At 65.8% G+C, this 22,257-nt stretch carries 24 protein-coding genes; 17 read left to right on the forward strand and 7 right to left on the reverse strand.

Features of this window, described 5'->3' with window-relative positions; all coding sequences use genetic code 11:
- Position 1: 1 nt before the first annotated feature.
- From grxC to G3580_RS13165, 4 genes are read left to right on the forward strand one after another with little or no spacing between them, the layout of a single operon-like run.
- Positions 2-271, forward strand: coding sequence for a glutaredoxin 3 (gene grxC / locus G3580_RS13150; protein ID WP_173766200.1), 270 nt, complete (start codon positions 2-4; stop codon positions 269-271).
- 35 nt (positions 272-306) lie between these two features.
- Complete coding sequence (secB, locus tag G3580_RS13155) at positions 307-759, forward strand: protein-export chaperone SecB (protein ID WP_173766202.1); 453 nt, start codon at positions 307-309, stop codon at positions 757-759.
- Position 760: 1 nt separating this feature from the next.
- A complete protein-coding gene (locus G3580_RS13160) occupies positions 761-1,204 on the forward strand; it encodes an SH3 domain-containing protein (protein ID WP_173766204.1) in 444 nt (147 codons plus the stop codon).
- A 39-nt stretch (positions 1,205-1,243) separates the two neighbouring features.
- Positions 1,244-2,227 carry an NAD(P)H-dependent glycerol-3-phosphate dehydrogenase gene (locus G3580_RS13165; protein ID WP_173766206.1) on the forward strand — a complete coding sequence of 328 codons (984 nt, stop codon included), beginning with the start codon at positions 1,244-1,246 and terminating at the stop codon, positions 2,225-2,227.
- Between the two features lie 15 nt (positions 2,228-2,242).
- On the opposite strand, the gene trmL is transcribed toward G3580_RS13165, so the two are convergent.
- Positions 2,243-2,707, reverse strand: coding sequence for a tRNA (uridine(34)/cytosine(34)/5-carboxymethylaminomethyluridine(34)-2'-O)-methyltransferase TrmL (gene trmL, locus G3580_RS13170; RefSeq protein WP_173766207.1), 465 nt, complete (start codon positions 2,705-2,707; stop codon positions 2,243-2,245).
- 33 nt (positions 2,708-2,740) lie between these two features.
- A complete protein-coding gene (locus G3580_RS13175) occupies positions 2,741-3,448 on the reverse strand; it encodes a ComF family protein (protein WP_228720660.1) in 708 nt (235 codons plus the stop codon).
- 57 nt (positions 3,449-3,505) lie between these two features.
- On the opposite strand from G3580_RS13175, the gene bioB reads away from it, so the two are divergent.
- The 3 genes from bioB to G3580_RS13190 all read left to right on the forward strand — a co-directional run bounded on the left by bioB (position 3,506) and on the right by G3580_RS13190 (position 6,132).
- Positions 3,506-4,498 carry a biotin synthase BioB gene (gene bioB, locus G3580_RS13180; RefSeq protein ID WP_173766209.1) on the forward strand — a complete coding sequence of 331 codons (993 nt, stop codon included), beginning with the start codon at positions 3,506-3,508 and terminating at the stop codon, positions 4,496-4,498.
- 99 nt (positions 4,499-4,597) lie between these two features.
- Positions 4,598-5,482, forward strand: a complete 885-nt coding sequence (locus tag G3580_RS13185) for a methyltransferase domain-containing protein (protein WP_173766211.1) — start codon at positions 4,598-4,600, stop codon at positions 5,480-5,482.
- The gene (locus tag G3580_RS13190) at positions 5,482-6,132 is read left to right on the forward strand and encodes a pyrimidine 5'-nucleotidase (RefSeq protein ID WP_173766213.1); all 651 of its coding nucleotides are present in this window, start codon (positions 5,482-5,484) and stop codon (positions 6,130-6,132) included. The genes G3580_RS13185 and G3580_RS13190 overlap by 1 nt, the downstream gene beginning before the upstream one ends.
- Here G3580_RS13190 and G3580_RS13195 read toward each other — a convergent pair.
- The 3 genes from G3580_RS13195 to yihA form a co-directional block, all read right to left on the reverse strand.
- Positions 6,122-6,592, reverse strand: a complete 471-nt coding sequence (locus G3580_RS13195) for a GNAT family N-acetyltransferase (protein WP_228720661.1) — start codon at positions 6,590-6,592, stop codon at positions 6,122-6,124. The genes G3580_RS13190 and G3580_RS13195 overlap by 11 nt on opposite strands.
- A 17-nt stretch (positions 6,593-6,609) precedes the next feature.
- Positions 6,610-7,617 (reverse strand): porphobilinogen synthase, encoded by a 1,008-nt coding sequence (gene hemB, locus G3580_RS13200; RefSeq protein WP_173766216.1) that lies wholly within the window; start codon positions 7,615-7,617, stop codon positions 6,610-6,612.
- Between the two features lie 136 nt (positions 7,618-7,753).
- Positions 7,754-8,452 carry a ribosome biogenesis GTP-binding protein YihA/YsxC gene (gene yihA / locus G3580_RS13205; RefSeq protein ID WP_173766218.1) on the reverse strand — a complete coding sequence of 233 codons (699 nt, stop codon included), beginning with the start codon at positions 8,450-8,452 and terminating at the stop codon, positions 7,754-7,756.
- Positions 8,453-8,575: 123 nt separating this feature from the next.
- On the opposite strand from yihA, the gene G3580_RS13210 reads away from it, so the two are divergent.
- The gene (locus tag G3580_RS13210) at positions 8,576-9,208 is read left to right on the forward strand and encodes a c-type cytochrome (protein ID WP_173766220.1); all 633 of its coding nucleotides are present in this window, start codon (positions 8,576-8,578) and stop codon (positions 9,206-9,208) included.
- Between the two features lie 127 nt (positions 9,209-9,335).
- Here the strand turns inward: G3580_RS13210 and G3580_RS13215 are convergent, their stop codons facing one another.
- Together G3580_RS13215 and ffh are read right to left on the reverse strand one after the other, a co-directional pair.
- On the reverse strand, positions 9,336-10,142 hold the full coding sequence (locus G3580_RS13215) for a ferritin-like domain-containing protein (protein ID WP_173766222.1): 807 nt from the start codon (positions 10,140-10,142) through the stop codon (positions 9,336-9,338).
- Positions 10,143-10,149: 7 nt separating this feature from the next.
- Positions 10,150-11,505, reverse strand: coding sequence for a signal recognition particle protein (gene ffh / locus G3580_RS13220; protein WP_173766224.1), 1,356 nt, complete (start codon positions 11,503-11,505; stop codon positions 10,150-10,152).
- A gap of 38 nt (positions 11,506-11,543) precedes the next feature.
- Here ffh and G3580_RS13225 point away from each other — a divergent pair, with 38 nt between their 5' ends.
- The 9 genes from G3580_RS13225 to G3580_RS13265 all read left to right on the forward strand — a co-directional run bounded on the left by G3580_RS13225 (position 11,544) and on the right by G3580_RS13265 (position 22,245).
- Positions 11,544-12,371, forward strand: coding sequence for a cytochrome C assembly family protein (locus G3580_RS13225; protein ID WP_173766226.1), 828 nt, complete (start codon positions 11,544-11,546; stop codon positions 12,369-12,371).
- A 74-nt stretch (positions 12,372-12,445) separates the two neighbouring features.
- Positions 12,446-13,714 carry an HlyC/CorC family transporter gene (locus tag G3580_RS13230; protein WP_228720662.1) on the forward strand — a complete coding sequence of 423 codons (1,269 nt, stop codon included), beginning with the start codon at positions 12,446-12,448 and terminating at the stop codon, positions 13,712-13,714.
- A gap of 100 nt (positions 13,715-13,814) precedes the next feature.
- Complete coding sequence (gene pilB / locus G3580_RS13235) at positions 13,815-15,533, forward strand: type IV-A pilus assembly ATPase PilB (RefSeq protein ID WP_173766227.1); 1,719 nt, start codon at positions 13,815-13,817, stop codon at positions 15,531-15,533.
- A gap of 18 nt (positions 15,534-15,551) precedes the next feature.
- Positions 15,552-16,787: a type II secretion system F family protein gene (locus G3580_RS13240; protein WP_173766229.1), complete on the forward strand. Its 1,236-nt coding sequence runs from the start codon at positions 15,552-15,554 to the stop codon at positions 16,785-16,787.
- A gap of 37 nt (positions 16,788-16,824) precedes the next feature.
- A complete protein-coding gene (locus tag G3580_RS13245; protein ID WP_228720663.1) occupies positions 16,825-17,667 on the forward strand; it encodes a prepilin peptidase in 843 nt (280 codons plus the stop codon).
- A gap of 100 nt (positions 17,668-17,767) precedes the next feature.
- The gene (locus G3580_RS13250; RefSeq protein WP_173766231.1) at positions 17,768-18,031 is read left to right on the forward strand and encodes an FmdB family zinc ribbon protein; all 264 of its coding nucleotides are present in this window, start codon (positions 17,768-17,770) and stop codon (positions 18,029-18,031) included.
- A gap of 7 nt (positions 18,032-18,038) precedes the next feature.
- Positions 18,039-18,671, forward strand: coding sequence for a DUF502 domain-containing protein (locus G3580_RS13255; protein ID WP_173766233.1), 633 nt, complete (start codon positions 18,039-18,041; stop codon positions 18,669-18,671).
- Between the two features lie 50 nt (positions 18,672-18,721).
- Complete coding sequence (gene aspS, locus G3580_RS13260; RefSeq protein ID WP_173766235.1) at positions 18,722-20,518, forward strand: aspartate--tRNA ligase; 1,797 nt, start codon at positions 18,722-18,724, stop codon at positions 20,516-20,518.
- Between the two features lie 101 nt (positions 20,519-20,619).
- The gene (locus tag G3580_RS13265) at positions 20,620-22,245 is read left to right on the forward strand and encodes a response regulator (protein WP_173766237.1); all 1,626 of its coding nucleotides are present in this window, start codon (positions 20,620-20,622) and stop codon (positions 22,243-22,245) included.
- The last annotated feature ends 12 nt before the right edge of the window (positions 22,246-22,257 follow it).

A 22,257-nucleotide genomic window follows, 5' to 3' on the forward strand; every position in this document is an offset into this window, starting at 1 on the left:
CATGACGGCCACGGTCCGCATGTATGCCACCCGCACCTGCCCGTACTGCATCCGCGCCGAAGCGCTGCTCAATCACAAGGGGATCGGCAACATCGACAAGATTCTCGTCGACGTCGATCCGTCACGTCGGGATGAGATGATCGCCGTCAGCGGACGGCGCACGGTGCCGCAGATCTTCATCGACGGCACCCACGTAGGCGGCTGCGACGACCTGTTCGCCCTCGACCATGCCGGTCGCCTCGACGCCATGCTGATCGGCACCTCCGACTGACCCATACACCTGACACCATTGACCAAGGCAAACCCATGACCGAGAACACGCAACCCGTCTTCACCATCGAGAAGCTCTACATCCGCGACCTGTCCGTCGAGGTGCCCAACGCCCCCCAGGTGTACCTGGAGCGCGACACGCCGCAGATCAACGTGCAGCTGGGCACCAACGGCACCAAGATCGATGAAGGCGTGTATGAAGTCGTGCTCACCGTGACCGTCACCGCCAAGCTGGGCGAAGACAAGACGGTGTTCCTGGTCGAAGCGGCCCAGGCCGGCATCTTCCAGATCCGCAACGTGCCCGAAGGCGACCTGGAACCGATCATGATGATCGGCTGCGCCAACATCCTGTTCCCGTATGCCCGCGAAGCGGTCTCCGACGCGGTCACCCGTGCCGGCTTCCAGCCGGTGCTGCTCGCGCCGGTCAATTTCGAGGCCATGTATCAGGCGCGCCAGCAGGCCGAAGCCCAGGAAACCCCGGTCCAGTAAGATGCGGGCCGCTTCGCGCCTCATCCTCGCCATGCTGCTCGGCGCGCTGTGCGTGCCGGCGCTGGCGCTCGACTACCGGGCGGCAGCGCGCTCGTCGATCCTCTACGACAGTCCGTCGGCCGCCGGCAAGAAGCTCTACATCGTAGCGGCGGACACCCCGCTCGAAGTGGTGGTGACGCTCGAAAAATGGATCAAGGTGCGCACCCATGACGGCCAGCTGGCCTGGATCGCCCGCGCCGATCTGTCTGACCATCAGACCGTGGAAGTCACAGCCGACAAGGCCGAGATCCGTCAGACGCCGGCCGAGGATGCGCCGGTCGTGTTCGCGGCCGCGCGCAACGTGCTGCTGCGCGTGACCGGTCCGGCCAAGGCCGGCTGGCTGCCGGTCGCCCATGCCGATGGCGAAACCGGCTTCGCCCGCCTGGTGGATGTCTGGGGCCACTGACACCGGCACCGGCGCCACCGTTCAACCGGAAGGCAAGACATGAAGATCACCGTCTACGGGGCCGGTGCCTGGGGCACCGCCCTGGCCATCGCCTATGCACCCGATCACGAGGTCGTCCTGTGGGGACGTGACACCGACGCCCTGCGCCGCTGCGCGCGGGAACGCGTCAATCAGGCCCTGCTGCCCGATCGCCCGTTCCCGGACACCCTGGTGCTCGAGGAGCGCCTGGAGGTTGCCGCTGCCCGCGCCGAGCTGCATCTGGTGGTGACCCCGGTCGCCGGCCTGCGCACCGTCACGTCCCATCTGGCCGACGCCGGCAACACCGCGCCGGTGCTGTGGGCCTGCAAGGGCTTCGAACAGGGCACCGGCTGCCTGCCCCACGAAGTGGTCGCCGAAACCCTCGGCGAGCACCATCCCTGCGGCGCCCTGACTGGTCCGAGCTTTGCCACCGAAGTGGCCGCCGGCCTGCCCACGGCCATCACCCTGGCCGCGCGGGATCTGGGCGAGGCCACCCTGTGGGCCGAAACGCTGCATCGTCCACGCCTGCGCCTCTATGCCAACGACGATGTCGTCGGCGCCGAGGTCGGCGGGGCGGTCAAGAACGTCATGGCCATCGCCGCCGGCGTCTCCGACGGCCTCGGCTTCGGCCTCAACAGCCGCGCCGCGCTCATCACGCGAGGGCTGGCCGAGATCTCACGCCTCGGTGTCGCCCTGGGCGCCCGCCAGGATACTTTCATGGGGCTGGCCGGCCTCGGCGACCTGGTGCTCACCTGCACCGGCGACCTGTCGCGCAACCGTCGCGTCGGCCTGATGCTGGCCGAGGGCAAGGCCCTGCCGCAGATCCTCGAGGAACTCGGCCACGTGGCCGAAGGGGTGCTCACCACCCGGGAGACCGTGGCACGCGCGGCCCGTCATCATGTGGACATGCCCTTGAGCTGCGCGGTGGACGATCTGCTCAGCGGCCGCCTGAGCGCCGAGGCCGCCGTCGATGCCCTGCTCTCGCGCAGCCCGCGGATCGAATAGGCCGTCCGGGAACGCTCAAGCGCCTTCGTCGAACCCGTTCTGGCGCCATGCCTCGTAGAGCACGACGGCCACGGCGTTCGACAGATTCATGCTGCGCGACACCCCCTGCATGGGAATGCGCAGGCGCTGCTCACAACCGAGTTCATCATGCAGCCACTGGGGCAGACCGCGGGTTTCCGAGCCGAACAGCAGAATGTCGCCCGGCGCGAAAGCCGCCTCGTCATGACGGATCGTCCCCCGGGTGGTCGATGCGTACACACGGCCGTCGGGGTGGGCCGCGCGGAATGCGGGCCAACTTTCATGGACGCTGACATGGGCCATCTGGTGATAGTCCAGCCCGGCGCGCGCGAGCGCCTTGTCCGACAGCACGAAGCCGAGCGGCTTGATCAGGTGCAGCCGGGCCCCGGTGTTGGCACACAGGCGAATGACGTTGCCGGTGTTGGGCGGAATTTCCGGCTCGAAGAGAACGACATGGAACATGGCGACGCATTGTGCCCACGCCGGCCGATGCAATCAACGGGGTGCCGGGGTGCGCGCGCACACCAGATTCACCACCTCCCGCGCGCCGGCCTGCTTCAGGCAACGGGCCACCGCATCGAGCGTGGCGCCGGTGGTCATGACATCGTCCACCACCAGGACCGACTGCCCCACGAACGTGCGCCGGGGCACGAAGGCGCGGCGCAGGTTGCGGCGTCGTTCGGTCAGACTCAGACCGGCCTGCGGCATCGTCGCACGATGGCGAACGAGGCCATCGAGACAGATCGCTTCGACGCCTCGCCCGACCATGGCCCGCGCCAGTTCGACCGACTGGTTGAAGCCACGCTGCGCCAGCCGCGCCCGATGCAGCGGCACCGGCATGATCAGATCGAACCGGGCGGTCGGGCGCACCTGCGCCATGATGCCTCCGAGGGCGTGGGCGACCGCCAGGTCATGCCCGTACTTGAGCGACTGGATCAATCGATCCACCGGATGTGCATAGCGGAACGCCGCCACGGTGGCATCGAACGCGGGTGGTCGCGTCAGGCACGCGCCGCACACCTGACCGCCCGGGCAGTTGATGGCGCACACCGGGCACGCCGACCCGGAGTGCGGCAAATCCGCACGGCAACCGTCGCACAGGCGCACGTGTTCGGCGCGCCCGCAGACCACGCAAGCGGTCGGCAACATCTGCTCGAGCACCCAGTCGATGCGCGCACGCCATCGGGCGCGCTGGTTTGACAAGGGCTCGGGCGATCTAGGATCATCCATAATTTTGTATTACAGCGCAAAAAACACATCATGACAACGACATCGACCCACGCCCCGACCGCGACGACGACCCCGCCTCAAGCCACCGAGGCCCCACGCTGGCGCGTCGCCGATGTCGAAGCCCTGTTTGCCATGCCTTTCAACGACCTGCTGTTCAAGGCCCAGCAGATCCATCGCGAGCATTTCGATCCCAACGCGGTCCAGCGCTCGACCTTGCTGTCCATCAAGACCGGGGGCTGTTCGGAGGACTGCGGGTACTGTTCCCAGTCGGCGCGCTACGACACCGGGCTGGAACGCGAACGCCTGCTGCCGCTGGACGAAGTGCTGGAAAACGCCCGTGCCGCCAAGGCCAAGGGCGCCAGCCGCTTCTGCATGGGCGCGGCCTGGCGCGGCCCCAAGGACAAGGACCTGGAGCCGGTGCTGGAGATGGTTCGAGAAGTCAAGGCGCTGGGCCTGGAGACCTGCGTCACCCTGGGCATGCTCAAGGATGGCCAGGCCGCGAAGCTCAAGGATGCCGGCCTCGACTACTACAACCACAACATCGACACCGCCCCCGAGTTCTATGGCCAGGTGATCACCACCCACACCCTGCAGGACCGACTCGACACCCTGGACCGTGTCCGTGACGCCGGCATCAACGTGTGCTGCGGCGGCATCGTCGGCCTGGGCGAAGGGCGCAAGAGCCGCGCGGCGCTGATCGCCCAGCTCGCCAACATGGACCCGCAGCCGGACTCCGTGCCCATCAACAACCTGGTGCGCATCGAAGGCACCCCCATGGGTGAAAACGAGGAAGTCGATCCGATCGAGTTCGTGCGCACCATCGCCGCCGCCCGCATCACCATGCCCAAGGCCTATGTGCGCCTGTCGGCCGGGCGCCAGCAGATGAGCGACGAGATGCAGGCCCTGTGCTTCCTGGCCGGCGCCAATTCCATGTTCTACGGCGATCGCCTGCTCACCACCGACAATCCCGAAGCCGACCGCGACGAGACCCTGTTCGCCAAGCTGGGGCTCAAGGCCATCTGATCGCCACGCCGGCGGCGCCCTGCGACGGATCGCATTGCGCCGCACATTTGTGTATCGTGCGCCCAGCCGGGCCACCTTTCGCCCGGCTGGACACCTGCCATGCCTGACGATTTCTCGCTCGACCCCGCCCATGTCCGCCGCCAGTTCAACCGGGCCGCGGTCACCTACGACGACACCGACGTGCTCGCCCGCGCCACCGCCGAGCAGATGCTCGCGCGCCTCGAGGGCATCGTGCACACGCCCACCCACATCCTCGACCTGGGCTGCGGCACCGGGCGCGATCTGGCGGCCCTGTCCAGCCGTTATCCCGACGCACGCCTGAGCGCGATCGACAGCGCCGGGGCGCTCGTGGAACGCATCGCGCCGTCGGGCGGCGTACTGAGCCGGTTGTTCAAGCGCGCCCCGCGCATCGACCGCATCGTCGCCGACGCCCGCGCGCTGCCGCTGCCGCCGGCACGCGTCGACATGGTCTGGTCCAACCTGATGCTCAACTGGCTGACCGACCCGGCCCCCGCCCTGCGCGAAATGCATCGGGTCATGAAGGTGGGTGGCATGCTCATGTTCGCCACCCTTGGCCCCGACACCCTCAAGGAGCTGCGCGCCGCGCTGGGCGCGCACGGCGACGCCCATGTCCATCCCTTCATCGACATGCACGACATCGGCGACGCGCTGGTCGGCGCCGGGTTCGGCGATCCGGTCATGGACATGGACGTGCTCACGCTCACCTATCGCCAGTTCGACGACCTGATCCGCGACCTGCGCCAATCCGGTAGCACCAACGCTGCCAGCCACCGCCCCCGCAACCTCGGTCAGCGACAGCGTTGGGACGCCGCCCGCGCGGCCTATGAGCACCATCGTCAGGAGGGCCGGCTGCCGGCGACCTTCGAGATCGTCTATGGACACGCCTGGAAGCCCGAGCCGCGCACCCTGGACGATGGCCGTGCGGTGATCCGCTTCCAGCCCAGACCGGGAGCGCCCCGTTGATGCGCACGCCGATCTGGCTGTTCGATCTGGACAACACGCTGCACAACGCCAGCGCGCACATCTTCCCGCACATCAACTCGGCCATGACGGCCTATATCGAGCGGCATCTGAGGGTGGATACCGCCGAGGCCAACCGGCTGCGCATGCACTACTGGCAGCGCTACGGCGCCACCCTGCTGGGCCTGATACGCCACCACGGCACCGATCCGGCGCATTTCCTGGCCGAAACGCATCGGTTCGACCGCCTCCATGACATGCTCGTGTTCGATCGCGCGCTGCGCCACCGGCTGCGTCAGCTGCCCGGGCGCAAGATCGTGTTCTCCAACGGCCCCGGCGCCTATGCGCGCGCGGTGCTGAATCTGATGGGCGTCGAACGCTGCTTCGACGACGTCTTCGCTGTCGAGGAGATGGGGCTGCAACCCAAGCCGCAGACCGCCGCCTTCCGCCGCCTGCTCATCGCCCACCGGCTCGATCCGCGGCGCTGCGTGCTGGTCGAGGACAGCCTCGAAAACCTGCACGCGGCCAAGCGGCTCGGCATGAAGACGGTGTGGATCAGCCGCACGGCCGGGCGGCCACACTATGTGGACATGCAACTCGGCAGCGTATTGCAGTTGCCGCGCAAGGCGACGCGGCTCGGCCTCAGTCGCTGAGCAGCGATCGCACCATGTAGCGCGCGCCGGCGCCGTAGCCGGCCAGTGCGTTGCCGGGCGCGCGCGGCACAAAACCGAGCGCCTGCCAGAAGGCAACGGCTTCGTCCAGTGCGACCAGCGCCATGTGCGCGAAGCGCGTCCCGGCCGACGCCGACACCGCGTCGGCCAGCCGGCGCCCCACACCCCGCCCCTGCGCCGACGGCGCGATCGCCAGGTCATGCACGAACACCGCATCGGCCGGCGCGGGCAGCGCCATGGCCCGATGCAACGGCGGCACCACGTCCAGCGCCCAGGGATGCGCCAGCACGTAACCGAGGATGGCCTCGCCCTCGCAGGCCATCCGGCAAAACGCCGGCCCCTGCGCCAGCTTGTCGAGCAGCACCGCGGCCGACTCTTGGTAGGCGTCGCCATAGGCGGCGCGCTGCAGGCGCAGCACCGCCGCGATGTCGTCCGGCCGCATCGGCCGGACCGCCACCATCAGGCCGACGCCTTCAGCCAGCGCGCCGCGTCGAGGGCGAAGTAGGTGAGGATGCCGTCGGCACCGGCACGCTTGAAGCACACCAGCGCCTCCAGTGCGCAGGCCTTCTCGTCGATCCAGCCATTGGCCCCGGCAGCCTTGAGCATGGCGTACTCGCCGCTGACCTGATAGACGAACGTGGGCACCTGCAGCTCGCTCTTGACCCGGCGCACGATGTCCAGATACGGCATGCCCGGCTTGACCATGAACATGTCGGCGCCTTCGGCGATGTCGAGCGCGACCTCGCGAAGGGCCTCGTCGGTGTTGGCCGGATCCATCTGGTAGGTGTACTTGTTGCCGCCACCCAGGTTGCCGGCCGAGCCCACCGCGTCGCGGAAGGGGCCGTAGTAGCTGGAGGCGTACTTGGCCGAGTAGGCCAGGATGCGGGTGAGGATGTGGCCGCCGGCATCGAGCTCGGCGCGGATCCGCGCCACCCGCCCGTCCATCATGTCGGACGGGGCCACCACGTCGGCACCGGCATCGGCATGGCAGCGCGCCTGCTTGGCCAGGGCCTCGAGGGTTTCGTCGTTCATCACGTAGCCGGTCGCGTCGATGAGACCGTCCTGACCATGACTGGTATAGGGGTCGAGCGCCACGTCGGTGATCACCCCGAGTTCGGGGAAGCGCTGCTTGAGCCCGGCCACCACGGTGGGCACCAGACCCTCCGGGTTCCACGCCTCCTCGGCCTGCTCGCTCTTCTTCGCCGCCTCGATGACCGGAAACAGTGCCAGCGCGGGCACGCCCAGTTCGAGCGCCTGCTCGGCCACTCCGTAGAGCAGGTCGAGCGACACCCGTTCGACGCCGGGCATGGACGCCACCGTCTGGCGCTGCCCCGGGCCGGGCAGGACGAACACCGGATAGATCAGGTCGTTGGCGCTCAGCTCATGCTCGCGCATGAGCCGGCGCGAGAAATCGTCACGACGCATGCGACGCATGCGCGTCGCCGGAAAGGCTGGATTGGTTTTCATGGTCTCGATCGGCTTTGAGAGATTCGGTCACAAAATCAAAAGTATGGGGGGAACTTTGCGCGACGGCTTTGATCTAGGAAAGAGATGGCGCGAGTCGCCAGATGTGTTGACCTCCCTGAGCGGGCGCCCTACCCCATCAAGTAGGGCCTTCAACCCCCGGCTTTTCTCCCCTTTGGCCGGGGGCTTTCTTTTTTTCCGGCGCGCCGGTGTCGGTCCCCTCGTCGACAGGCGCCTGCGCCGCGTCATCGATCAGCCATGGCGCGACCACCCGCTCGACCTCCTCGATCCCCGTCTTCTTGAGACTCGAGAACAGCTGTACGGACACGGCATCGCCCCACGCCGCCAGCGCCTTGCGCGTGGCTGCCAGCGTCTTCGCCGCCTCGCTACGCGTCAGTTTGTCCGCCTTGGTCAGCAGCACGTGCACCGGCCGGCCGCTGGGCGCGAACCAGTCGAGCATCTGTCGGTCGAGCGGCGTCAGCGGACGGCGCGAATCCATGATCAGCACCAACCCGACGAGATTCTCCCGCTCGGTCAGATACTGTTCGAGCAGGCGCTGCCATTGGCGCCGGATCTTCTCCGGCACCTCGGCGTAGCCGTAGCCGGGCAGATCCACCATCACCCCGCCGCAACGCAGGCGGAAGAAGTTGATCAGCTGCGTGCGCCCCGGGGTCTTGGAGACGAAGGCGAGGCGGGTATGCCCGGCGAGGGTATTGATGGCGCTCGATTTGCCGGCATTGGAACGGCCGGCAAACGCGACCTCGCGGCCGTTGGGCGCCGGCAACCCCTTCGGTTCGGCGATGGAAATCTCGAAGGTGGCGTGTCGAAACAGGGACATGGGAGCAATGGATGGCGCGCAGAGAAAAAAGGGCCGGGTGTTGCGTCGCGCAAACCGGCCGTACTGTTATAGAATAGCAGGATTGTCAAAAATTCGACCACGGCTTCCGAGGACATTCTGATCATGCTGAAGCGCTCCCTTTTGATTTCCCTGCTGCTCACTGCGGGCAGTGTCCACGCCCAGGACGAGGCCGCCGCGCCCGACCTTGCCAAGGGCAAGCAAGTCGCCGAGACCATCTGTGGCGCCTGCCACAACCCGGACGGCAACAGCCAGCTGCCGGCCAACCCGAAGCTGGCGGGCCAGATCCCGGAATACATCAACAAACAGCTGCATGACTTCAAGGGTGCCAACGGCCAGCCGCCGGCACGCGTCAACGCGACCATGAACGCCATGGTGGCCGCCCTCAGCGAAGCCGACATGAAGAACGTGGCCTACTACTTCGCCAGCCAGACGCTGAAGCCGGAAGCGGCCACCAACGACAAGCTCGTCGAAATGGGCCAGCGCCTGTGGCGTGCCGGCGACGCCTCCAAGGGCCTGCCGGCCTGTGCCGGCTGCCACGGTCCGGCCGGTGCCGGCCTGCCGGCCCAGTTTCCGCGCCTTGGCGGGCAGTACGCCAGCTACCTGGAAACCCAGCTCAAGGCCTTCCAGGCCGAGGAGCGGGCCAACGACCCGGCCAGCATGATGCGGGCGATCGCACTCAAGATGACCGACAAGGAAATCAAGGCCGTCACCGACTACGCGGCCGGCCTGCGCTGATCCGGCCGAATCGGCCCGACAAGAAACGGGGTGGCGAATGCCACCCCGTTTTTTTTTGGCTCCACCCGGGCAGCTGCTCGCCGAGGCGCGGCGCGGCGCGGCGCGGCGCGGCGCGGCGCGGCGCAAATCATCGCCGGCGCGGCCTCTCGAGCCGATCGAGTTCCTGCTCCGAGAAGCCCGCCCGCCGGCGCGCCGGGCGATTCAATGGCGGGCGCGGCCAGGGGGCATCGAAGGCGTCGATCAGCGCCCGGTACTGCGCTTCGGGCTCCAGGCCGCGCTGCGCACAGAAATGGCGGAACCAGCGATCCCCCAAAGCGACATGACCGATCTCGTCGCGCAGGATGATGTCGAGCACGGCCAGCGTCCGGGTATCGCCCGACCTGCGCAGCCGGGCCATGATCGGCGGCGTGGCATCCAGCCCCCGCGCCTCGAGCACCCGCGGCACCAGCGCCATGCGCGCCAACGGGTCGTGCGCGGTCTTCACCGTCATCTCCCACAAGCCGTTGTGCGCGGGAAAGTCGCCGTAGGCCGCCCCCGCCGCCGCCAGGCAGTCGCAAACGAGACCGAAGTGGCGGGCCTCCTCGGCGGCGACGTCCACCCAGCCGGTGTAGAAATCCTCGGGCAGGTCGCGAAAGCGATAAACACAGTCGAGCGCCAGATTGATGGCGTTGAACTCGATGTGGGCAATGGCATGCAGCAAGGCCGCATGCCCGTTTTCGGCCGACGGGCGACGATCGGGCACTGCGGCCGGATCGATCAGCACCGGCCGTGGCGGCCGGCCCGGCTCGCCGATCGGCAACGGCGCCTCGTCGGGGCAGGGTCCCAGACGCCCCGCGTCCGCATCCGCCTTGAGCGCGGCCACCAGGGCGCATTTGTGCGCCGGATCACAGGCCTGCAGCGCCGCGCGGGCCGCCGCGTGAATCGATGCGCCCACCGGCCGGTCAGCGCATCCCGGGCAGCATGCCCTTCATGCCGCGCATCATCTTGGCCATGCCGCCCTTGGAGAACTGTTTCATGACCTTCTGGGTCTGCTCGAACTGCTTGAGCAGCCGATTGACCTCCTGGACCGGCACCCCCGCGCCGGCGGCGATGCGGCGCTTGCGCGAGGCCTTGAGGATGCCCGGATTGGCCCGTTCTGCCGGCGTCATGGAGTTGATGATCCCCTCGACACGGCCGACCATCTTCTCTTCGACCCCGCCCTGCAGCTGTCCGGCCGCCTGGGCGAACTGGGCCGGCATCTTGTCCATGAGGGCGCCGATGCCGCCCATCTTGCGCATCTGGCCGATCTGATCCTTGAAATCGTTCAGGTCGAAGCCCTTGCCGCTCTTGAGCTTCTTCGCAAAAGCCTTGGCCTGCTCTTCGTCGACATTGCGGCGCGCTTCATCGACCAGACCGAGAATGTCGCCCATGCCGAGGATGCGCGAGGCCATCCGGTCCGGATGGAACTCTTCGAGACCGTCGAGCTTTTCGGCCACCCCGGCGAATTTGAGCGGCTTGCCGGTGACATGACGCACGGACAGGGCCGCGCCACCACGCGCGTCACCGTCCAGCTTGGTGAGCACCACCCCAGTCAGCGGCAGAGCCTCGTTGAAGGCCTGGGCGGTGTTGACCGCGTCCTGGCCGAGCATGGCATCGACGACGAAGAGCGTCTCGACCGGATCGACCGCGGCATGCAGGGCCTGGATCTCCTCCATCATGGCGGTATCGATGGCCAGACGACCGGCGGTATCGACCAGCAGCACGTCGATGAAGTGCTTGCGAGCATAGTCGACCGCGGCCCGCGCGATATCGACGGGTTTCTGCGAGACCTCCGAGGGGAAGAACTCGACGCCCGCCTGGGCCGCCACGGTCTTGAGCTGCTCAATGGCGGCCGGCCGATACACGTCGGTGGAGACCACGAGCACCTTCTTCTTCTGGCGCTCGCGCAGCATCTTGGCAAGCTTGCCGGTGGTGGTGGTCTTGCCGGCGCCCTGCAGGCCGGCCATGAGCACGATGGCCGGCGGAGTCACCGCCAGATTCAGGCCTTCGTGCTGCCCACCCATCAGGGTCCGCAGCTCGTCGTGCACCACGCCGACGAGTGCCTGGCCGGGTGTCAGCGAGCCGATCACTTCCTGGCCGACGGCCTTTTCGCGGACCCGGCTCACGAATTCCTTGACTACCGGCAGCGCCACGTCCGCCTCGAGCAGGGCCATCCGGACCTCGCGCATGGCATCCTTGATGTTGTCTTCGGTCAGGCGCGCCTGACCCCGGATGGTTTTGACGACCTTGGTCAGTCGTTGCGTCAGATTGTCCAGCATGATTGGTTCGAAAATCGGCCTTGGAGTAAACTCGTCGAATGCCCTCGATTCTACTGCATCTGGTGCCTGCCTCCATGTACGCCGCACTTGGCGTGCACTTCTGGCGTTCCCGCTGGCAAGCGGCGGGCGAAGTGCCCCGTCGCGGCCTGTCCGCCTGGGAGCGCGCGGCGCTGCTGATGGCCCTGCTGGCCCACGGCGCGGTGCTGCACCGGGAACTGTTTCCTGGCTCCGGCATGCATTTCGGCTTCGGCACCGCTCTGTCGCTGATGGTGTGGCTGGCCGTGGTGTTCTACTGGATCGAGAACTTCTTCTCCCGGCTCGACGGGCTGCAGACCTTCGTGATGCCCGCCGCGGCGGTGTGCGCCTTCCTGCCCGGGCTGTTTCCGCCGCCACATCTGCTGGCCCAGGCCGGTTCGCCGGCCTTCCGGGCCCACTTCATCGTCGCCATGCTCGCCTACAGCCTGTTCACGCTGGCGACCCTGCACGCGATCCTGATGTCGATCGCGGAAAAACGCCTGCACCATGCGCGCCTGTCGGCGGTGTTCGCCAGCCTTCCGCCACTATTGACGATGGAGCGGCTGCTGTTCCGCCTGATCCGTATCGCCTTCGTCCTCCTGACCCTGACCCTGATCTCCGGCGTCATGTTCTCCGAAGCGCTCTTCGGCAAGGCCTTTCAGGTGGATCACAAGACCGTCTTCGCGTTCATCTCGTGGCTGTTGTTCGGTGCTCTGCTGATGGGCCGTCGGCTGTGGGGCTGGCGCGGCAAGATGGCCCAACGCTGGACCATGGCCGGATTCGTGGCGCTCATGCTGGCCTATGTCGGTAGCCGCTTCGTGCTCGAGGTGCTCCTGCATCGCCCCGTGTGAAGCCTCATCCGCCGATTGACAAGCGCATGAGGCATCGGAATACTCGAAACCGTCGAGATTTGTGCTGATTCCCCGTGCCTGACCCTGCCTTGGCCATGCAACTGGCCGCCCTGGCCTTGCTGCTGGTGTTTTCCGGTCTGTTTTCCATGTCGGAAACCACCATGATGGCCGCCAATCGCTATCGACTGCGCTCGATGGCATCCAACGGACACCATGGCGCCCAGCTGGCTCTGGATCTGCTCGGCCAGACCGAAAAGCTCCTCGGCGTCATCCTGTTGTTCAACAACCTGATCAACGCCGCCGCCGCGACGCTGGTGAGCGTCATCACGATCCAGCTGTTCGGCAATGAACGCTGGGCCCTCGGGGTCGGCACCCTGCTGGTCACCTTCCTGATCCTGGTCTTCTCCGAGATCACCCCCAAGGTCATCGGCGCGCGCTATGCCGACCGCCTCGCGGTGATGTACGCCTTTCCGCTGGCCTTCCTGCTGCGGGTCACCTACTTCGCGATCTGGTTCGTCAATCTTTTCGTCGAGCTGATCCTGCGCGTCATTCGCCTGCATCCGGGCAAGGGCGACGCGTCGGACGCGCTGTCCACCGAGGAACTGCGCGCCATGGTGCTCGAGGCCGGGCACGTGATCCCGCACAAGCACCGCTCCATCCTGCTCAACATGTTCGAACTCGAGGACATCACCGTCGAGGATGTGATGACCCCGCGCGGCGCCATCGAGGGCATCGATCTGTCCGACCCCATCGAGGAGATCGCCCAGCAACTGGCCACCAGCTACCACACCCGCCTGCTGGTGTTCGACGGCGAGAACGACGACGTCGTCGGCATTCTCCATCTGCGCCGCCTGCTGGGCCATTCGATCGACAGCGACCTGACCCACGAGGCACTGCACGAGATGGTAGTGGCGCCCTACTTCGTACCGGCGGAAACCCCCGTCTATTCGCAGCTGCAGTTCTTCCAGGAAAACCGGCAGCGCATGGGGCTGGTGGTGGACGAATACGGCGAGCTGCTCGGGCTGGTGACCATCGATGACATCATCGAAGAGATGGTCGGCAAGTTCACCACCAGCTCGCCGGACAACACGGACACGCTGAGCTGGCATGAAGACGGCAGCGTTCTCGTCGACGGCGGCCACAACCTCAGAGACCTCAACCGGAAATTGGGCCTCAACCTTCCGACCGATGGGCCGAAAACATTAAATGGGTTGATTGTGGAATATCTTCAGGATATTCCCGAGACCGGCTTGTCCATGCGCATCGCCAGTGTCCCGATCGAGGTCGTCCAGACCCAGGACCGCCTGGTGAAGACCGCGCGGCTGTTCAAGCCAAAGGAATAATTGCCAACTAAACAGTGCCTTGCACTCAATGCTTTACAAGCCACTTGAAGCAATGCACCATGATATGTCGGTTCGATATCGGACCTGAACAGACAAGGATATGGCCGCGAATCCGCAAATTGCGCTGTCCGGGCTCGCCCGGGCGCTGATCCAGCAGAACCGCATCTCGGAAGCGGACGCGGTCGCGTGCACCACCGAAAACAAGGACAAGACCAACGGCTTCGTCCTCGAGGCGGCCAAACGCGGCCTCATGAGCGAGCATGAGGTCGCCCGCTTCGCCGCCGACACCTTCGGCTACCCGCTCCTCGACATCGGCGCGCTGGATCCGCAGACGATCCTGCAGGACGCCATCGACCGCAAACTCATCGGCAAACACCACGTCCTGCCCATCGGCAAGCGCGGCAATCGCATCACGGTCGCCCTGGCCGACCCCACGAACCTGAGGGCCCTGGACGAGATCCGCTTCCAGAGCGGCCTGTCGGTCGACGCCGTGGTGGTCGAGGCGAGCAAGCTCGAGGCGGTCATCAACCGCCAGAGCGAGTCCACGTCAGAGACGCTCGACGCACTGACCGGCGACGACTTCGACATGGACCTGCTCGATCAGGAATCGCCGGGCGACAAGGACGGCGGCGAGGATGTCCAGGCCGAGGTGGACGACGCGCCGGTGGTCCGTTTCATCCAGAAAGTGCTCGTGGACGCCATCAACGAAGGCGCCTCCGACATCCACTTCGAGCCCTATGAAAAGTATTACCGGATCCGCTTTCGTACCGACGGCGCCCTGCGTGAAATCGCCCAGCCACCGCTGATCCTGCGTGAAAAGATCGCCGCGCGCATCAAGGTGATCTCGCGCCTGGACATCTCCGAGAAGCGGGTCCCCCAGGACGGGCGCATGAAGCTGGTGCTGTCCAAGAACAAGGCCATCGACTTCCGGGTCTCCACCCTGCCGACGCTGCATGGCGAGAAGATCGTGATGCGGATTCTCGATCCGTCGTCGGCCATGCTGGGCATCGACGCCCTCGGCTACGATCCGGATCAGAAGCAGGCCCTGCTCGAGGCCATCGAGCGCCCCTACGGCATGATTCTGGTCACCGGCCCGACCGGTAGCGGCAAGACCGTGTCGCTCTACACCTGCCTGAACCTGCTCAACAAGGGCGACTCGAACATTTCGACCGCCGAAGACCCGGCCGAAATCAACCTGCCCGGCATCAACCAGGTCAATGTGAACGAGAAGGCGGGCCTGACCTTCTCCACGGCGCTGCGCGCCTTCCTTCGCCAGGATCCCGACATCATCATGGTGGGCGAGATCCGCGATCTGGAGACCGCGGAGATTTCGATCAAGGCCGCGCAGACCGGTCACCTAGTCCTGTCGACGCTGCATACCAACGACGCCCCGACGACGCTCGAGCGCCTGCGCAACATGGGGGTCGCGCCGTTCAACATCGCCTCGTCAGTCATCCTCATCACGGCGCAGCGACTGGCCCGCCGCCTGTGCAAGTGCAAGGAACCCATGGACATTCCCCACGACGCGCTGGTCGAGGCGGGTTTTTCCGAGGACGATCTGGACGGCAGCTGGCGCCCGATGGGCCCGAAGGGCTGCGACCTGTGCAAGGGCTCCGGCTACAAGGGACGGGTGGGCATCTACCAGGTCATGCCGATTTCCGAAGAGATTCAGCGCATCATCATGAACAACGGCAATTCCATGGACATTGCCGCCCAGGCCGAACTGGAAGGGGTCTCCGATCTGCGCCGCTCCGGGCTGCGCAAAGTGAAGGCTGGCATCACCTCGCTATCCGAAGTGCTGGCCACCACCAACGATTAATTCAAGGCAGACAAGACCATGGCTACCGCGACCCGCACCGCTCGCCGCCCCGCAACCACTGTCAAGGAAGCGCTCTACGACTGGGAGGGCAAGGACAAGAAAGGCAAGATCATCCGCGGCGAGATGCGCGCCGGGGGCGAAGCCGTGGTCCAGGCCACCCTGCGCCGCCAGGGCGTGATGGTGACCAAGGTCAAGAAACGCAAGCTCGCCCGCGGCCGGCGCATCACTGACAAGGACATCGCCCTGTTCACCCGCCAGATGGCCACCATGATGAAATCCGGTGTCCCACTGCTCCAGGCCTTCGACATCGGCATCAAGGGCGCGGGCAACCCCTCGCTCGGCCGACTGCTCAACGACATTCGCAGCGACGTGGAAACCGGCGCCAGCCTGTCCCAGGCCTTCCGCAAGCACCCGGTCCATTTCGATGCGCTGTTCTGCAACCTGGTCGCGGCGGGCGAGCAGGCCGGGATTCTGGACAACCTCCTTGATCGGCTAGCGAGCTACAAAGAAAAGATCCTCGCCATCAAGAGCAAGATCAAGTCGGCGCTGTTCTATCCAACCGCCGTGGTCGTGGTGGCCGGCATCGTCGTGACCGTGATGATGCTGTTCGTCATTCCGCAGTTCAAGGAGGTGTTTACCAGTTTTGGTGCAGATCTTCCTGCGCCCACACTACTCGTGATTGCCATGTCGGACTACTTCGTCGCCAACTGGTATATCGTCTTCGGTGGCCTCGCAGCCATTATTGTAACCCTGTCAATGGCGTACAAACGCAGCGAGAAGGCACAGAACAGCCTGGATCGATTGATCCTGCAGGTCCCGGTCATCGGAGATGTGATCCGCAAGGCCACCATCGCCCGATGGACGCGCACCTTGTCGACCATGTTCGCCGCCGGCGTCCCCCTGGTCGAAGCCCTGGATTCGGTGGGCGGCGCCTCGGGCAACCATGTCTACAAGACGGCCACCAAGCAGATCCAGTCCGACGTCAGCACTGGCACGAGCCTTACCGTCGCCATGCAGGGGGCCAAGGTTTTCCCCACCATGGTGATCCAGATGGTGTCCATCGGCGAGGAGTCGGGCCAGCTCGACAGCATGCTCAGCAAGGTGGCGGATTTCTTCGAGCAGGAGGTCGACGATGCGGTCGCCGGGCTTTCCCAGCTGCTCGAACCCATGATCATGGTTTTCCTCGGCACCGTCATCGGCGGTCTGGTGGTCGCCATGTATCTGCCGATCTTCAAACTCGGCCAGGTCGTCTGACAACCCCGCCCACAACCCTCGCTTCCGGAACCGCCCCTTGCTGGAAAACTCCCTCGCTCTCATCGCCGGGTGCACACTGCTCGGCCTGTTCGTCGGCAGCTTCCTGAACGTCGTTATTCATCGCCTGCCCCTCATGATGGAGCGCGAGTGGGCGGCTCAGGCGGCCGAATTCCGTGGCGAAGCGGTCGACGCGGTCGACCGCTTCAATCTGGCGGTGCCGCGTTCGCGCTGCCCGCATTGCGGCACCGCGATCGCCGCCTTCGACAACATCCCGGTGGTGAGCTTCCTGCTGCTGCGCGGCAAATGCCGGCATTGCGCGGCGCCGATCGGCCGGCGCTACCCTCTGATCGAGGCGCTGTGCGCGACGCTCTCTGGCGCGGCCGCCTGGCATTTCGCCGACCCCCTGGCCATTGCGGGCGCCCTGTGCCTCATCTGGGCGCTGCTGGCGCTGACCTTCATCGACCTCGACACCCAGCTGCTGCCGGACAGCATCACCCTGCCACTGGTCTGGCTGGGCCTGATCTTCAACCTGAACACGACCTTCGCCACCCTGCCGGATGCCGTCATCGGCGCCATCGCCGGCTACCTGAGCCTGTGGCTCGTCTTCCACGCCTTCCGCCTGCTGACCGGCAAGGAAGGCATGGGTTACGGTGACTTCAAGCTCCTGGCGGCGATCGGCGCCTGGCTAGGCTGGCAGATGCTGCCCCTGACCATCCTGCTCTCTTCCGTCGTCGGCGCGGTGGTCGGCATCGGCCTGATCGTGTTCTCGCGGCACGACCGGAACCAACCGATTCCGTTCGGCCCTTATCTGGCCGCAGCGGGGCTCATTGCGCTGTTTTTCGGACAGACGCTCACCGAGCAGTACCTGCAGCACCTTTAATTCCGCAAAAGCGCTCCAAACTCCTCATTTGCAAGGGGCGTCGGCTTTCGCGCGTATCGCCGATGCGCTAGACTTATGCGCTTGATTTTTGGAGCTTGTCATGCCTATCTACGCTTATCGCTGTGCCGATTGCGGCTTTGAAAAAGAGCATCTGCAAAAGATGAGTGATGCGCCGCTGACCGACTGCCCGTCCTGCGGCAAACCGACCTACGCGAAACAGCTCACCGCAGCCGGCTTCCAGCTCAAGGGGTCGGGCTGGTACGCCACCGATTTCAAAGGCGGAACCAGCACGGCCGCCGCTTCCAAGCCGGCGGCCGAAAGCGACAGCGGCGGCGCCTGTGGCGGCAACTGCGCCTGCCACTGAGCGCTGAATGAAAAAATACTTCATCACCGGGCTGCTGATCTGGATCCCGCTGGTCATCACCTTCATGGTGCTGGCCTGGATCGTCGGCACCCTCGATCGCATCCTGTTGTGGATCCCGGAGGCGTGGCAGCCACGCGCCGTGCTGGGCGTCAACATCCCGGGCGCAGGCGTGGCGATCACCCTGCTGATCGTGTTGGTCACCGGCCTGATCGGTGCCAACGTGCTGGGCCAGCGCATCGTGCAGCTGTGGGAAGCGATCCTGGCACGCATCCCGGTGGTGAAGTCGATTTACTACGGCGTCAAGCAGGTCTCAGACACGCTTTTCTCGAGCTCCAGCCAGGCCTTCCGCAAGGCGCTGCTGGTGCAATACCCGCGCCAGGGCAGCTGGACGATCGCCTTCCTGACGGGGCGGCCGGGCGGTGACGCGGCGCGTCATCTGCCCGGGGATTTCGTCAGCATCTACGTGCCGACCACGCCCAACCCCACCTCGGGGTTCTTCCTGATGGTCCCGCGCGCGGACGTGATCGAACTGGACATGAGCGTCGACGAAGCGCTCAAGTACATCATTTCCATGGGCGTCGTCGCCCCGGGCAAACGCACCAGCGTCGCGCCCGTGGCCATGCCGGCGCCCGCCGAATAGGCAACTGGCAACCGATCGGTTGCCCCGATATCAAGACGGAAACAGGACTCATGCGAACTCACTACTGCGGCCATGTGACGGCTGCCGACCTCGACCAGATGGTGACCCTCTGCGGCTGGGTGCACCGCCGACGCGACCATGGCGGCGTGATCTTCGTCGACCTGCGCGACCGGGAAGGCCTGGTACAGGTCGTGTGCGACCCGGACCGCCCCGAGATGTTCGCCACCGCCGAATCGGTGCGCAACGAATTCGTCCTCAAGATCACCGGCAAGGTGCGGCGGCGCCCCGCCGGTACCGAGAACACCAGCCTCACCTCCGGAGAGATCGAGGTGTTGTGCCACCAGATCGAGGTGCTGAACCCCTCCGTGACCCCGCCGTTCCAGCTCGACGACGAGAACCTCTCGGAGACCACGCGCCTGTCCCACCGGGTCATCGACCTGCGTCGTCCGCACATGCAGCGCAACCTGATGCTGCGCTACAAGGTCAGCATGGCCTTCCGTCGCTTCCTCGACGCCAACGGCTTCGTCGACGTGGAAACGCCGATGCTCACCAAGAGCACCCCCGAAGGCGCCCGAGATTACCTGGTGCCCTCGCGCGTCCACCCGGGGCAGTTCTTCGCCTTGCCCCAGTCGCCGCAGCTGTTCAAGCAATTGCTGATGGTGGCCGGCTTCGACCGCTACTACCAGATCACCAAGTGCTTCCGCGATGAAGACCTGCGTGCCGACCGCCAGCCGGAATTCACCCAGGTCGATATCGAGACCTCCTTCATGGGCGAAGACGCCATCATGCAGCTGATGGAATCGCTCATCCGCACTGTCTTCGCCGAAGCGCTGGAGGTTCAGCTGCCCGACCCGTTCCCGCGCATGCCCTACGCCGAAGCCATGGCGCGCTTCGGCTCCGACAAGCCCGACCTGCGGGTCACGCTGGAATTCACCGAACTGACCGACGTGATGCGGGACGTAGCCTTCAAGGTGTTTTCCGGCCCGGCCACCAGCGGTGGTCGGGTTGCCGGCCTGCTCATCCCGGGCGGTGGCGAGCTGTCGCGCGGCGAGATCGACGAGTACACCAAGTTCGTCGGCATCTACGGCGCCAAGGGGCTGGCATGGATCAAGTTCAACGACGTGGCCAAGGGCCGCGACGGCATGCAGTCGCCCATCGTCAAGAACCTCTCCGACGAAGCCCTGGCGGCCATCGTCGAGCGCTCGGGTGCCAAGGACGGCGACCTGATGTTCTTCGGCGCCGACAGCGCCAAGGTGGTCAACGACGCCCTCGGCGCGCTGCGCGTCAAGATCGGACATGAAAAGGGCCACATGAACGGAGCCGACTGGATGCCGGTGTGGGTCACCGACTTCCCGATGTTCGAGTATGACGAGGACGACAAGCGGTGGACGGCCTGCCATCACCCGTTCACCTCGCCCAAGGACGAGCATGTGGACCTGCTCGAATCCGATCCGGGCAAGTGCCTGGCCAAGGCCTACGACATCGCCCTCAACGGCTGGGAAATCGGCGGCGGCTCGGTGCGTATCCACCGCGCCGACGTTCAGGAAAAGGTGTTCCGCGCCCTCAACATCGACGCCGAAGAGGCACAGCTGAAGTTCGGCTTCCTGCTCGATGCGCTCAAGTACGGCGCACCGCCCCACGGCGGTCTCGCCTTCGGCCTCGACCGTGTGGTCACCCTCATGACCGGCGCCGATTCGATTCGCGACGTCATCGCCTTCCCCAAGACCCAGCGCGCCCAGTGCCTGCTGACCGACGCCCCGGGCGAAGTGGACGACAACCAGCTGCGCGATCTGCACATCCGCCTGCGCAAGAAGGTAGAGACAGCGGTCGAAGTCGAGAAGGACTGAGGAAAAAGGCGGCGCGAGCCGCCTTTTTCTTGGCTGCCCGATTCAAGATTGGGCCGTGCCCGGCCGAAAAAGGATCTAATGCCCCTGGCGATCCACACTGAATGGCCGACCTGTCCTCCATCTCCGCGCTGCTGATCGAAGCCCACCCCAACATGCGTACGCAGCTGCGTAACATGCTTGCGGAGGTGGGCATTCAGAAGATCCAGATGGCCGTTTCCGCCGGCGCCGCGGTGCGCAAGCTGCGCGAGATGAGCTTCGACCTCATCTTGTGCGAGTACCACATCGGTGACGGTCAGGACGGCCAGCACCTGCTCGAGGATCTGCGTCACAACCACATCATCCCGCTGCGCACGCTGTTCATCATGGTCACGGGCGAGCGCCAGTACGAAAAAGTCGTCTCGGCCGCAGAACTGGCACCGAACGACTACCTGCTCAAGCCCTTCGCCGCCGACGCCTTGTTCACGCGGATCTCTCGCGCAGTGGTCAAGCGCGCCGCGTTCCTGCCCATCTACAAGCTCATCGAGGCGGACGACACCCCCGCGGCCATCGCTGCCTGCATCGAGGCCGAAGCCACCCACCCCCAGTACCAGATCGACTTCATGCGTCTGCGCGCCGAGCTGCATGTGGCCGCCGGAGAAGCCGACGAAGCGGAGGCACTGTACACCCAGGTACTGGAGCTGCGCGCCGTGCCCTGGGCGCGGCTGGGCCTGGCCAAGGCCTTGTACATGAAGCAGCGTTTCGCCCAGGCGGAGGAACTGCTGACCGAACTGGTCGAAGAAAACGAGCACTTCATCGACGCCTACGACTGGCTCGCGCGCACCCGTGAAGCCGCCGGTGAGCTGGAACAGGCCCGCGATGTCCTGCTGCAGGCCCGGGCCGTGTCGCCGCACCGCCTGAGCCGCCTGCGCCGCCTCGGCGGCATCGCCCTCGACATGGGCGACGCCACGACCGCCGAATCGGTGCTCGCCGAAGTGGTTCGCAAGGGCAAGTATTCCGATTTCCGCGACCCGGAGGACCACGTCTGGCTGGTACAGGCCCAGATCGGCACCGGCAATCTCGAAGCGGCCGCCGCCACCTTGCGGGATCTGGACAAGTCCATGGGCAGTACCGAGGGCGGACGCATGTGTACCGCATTGTCCTCGGCCATGCTGCACACCCAGGTGGGCGACGCCGACAAGGCACGCGCGGCCATCGAGGTGGCGCTGGGCGAGTCCCGCCGCCTGGGCAAGGTCTCCCTCGGGCTCAAGCAGGAACTGGCGCGCGCCTGTTTCGACAATGGTCTGGAAGATGCCGGCAAGGACGTGGTGCTCGACATCATGCGCACCGCGGAAAACCCGCGCGCGGTGGACAAGACCCAGCAAATGCTCAAGTCCCGCGGACATGCGGAACTCGCGCAGAGCCTGCAAAAACAGGTTCACGACGAGGTGCGCAGCCTGGTGGCGACCGGTGCCGAAAAAGCCAAGGCGGGCGACTTCGACGGTGCGGTCGAGGAGATGCTCAACGCGGTCAACAAGATGCCGAACAACACCCATGTGCTGTTCAATGCCGCCCTCGCCCTGCTGCGTCACATCGAGAACTGCGGCTGGAACGAAAAATTCTCTGCCCAGGCCCGCTCCCTGATCGAACGCGTCCGGCGTCTCGACCCCGCCAATGCGCGGCTGCCTGCGCTGATCGACCTGCATCGCAAGCTGCAGGTCAAGTTCGGTATCGGGGGCGTTCACGTCTGAGCGACGCTTGAT

Source organism: Nitrogeniibacter mangrovi, assembly GCF_010983895.1.
GTDB lineage: Bacteria > Pseudomonadota > Gammaproteobacteria > Burkholderiales > Rhodocyclaceae > Nitrogeniibacter > Nitrogeniibacter mangrovi.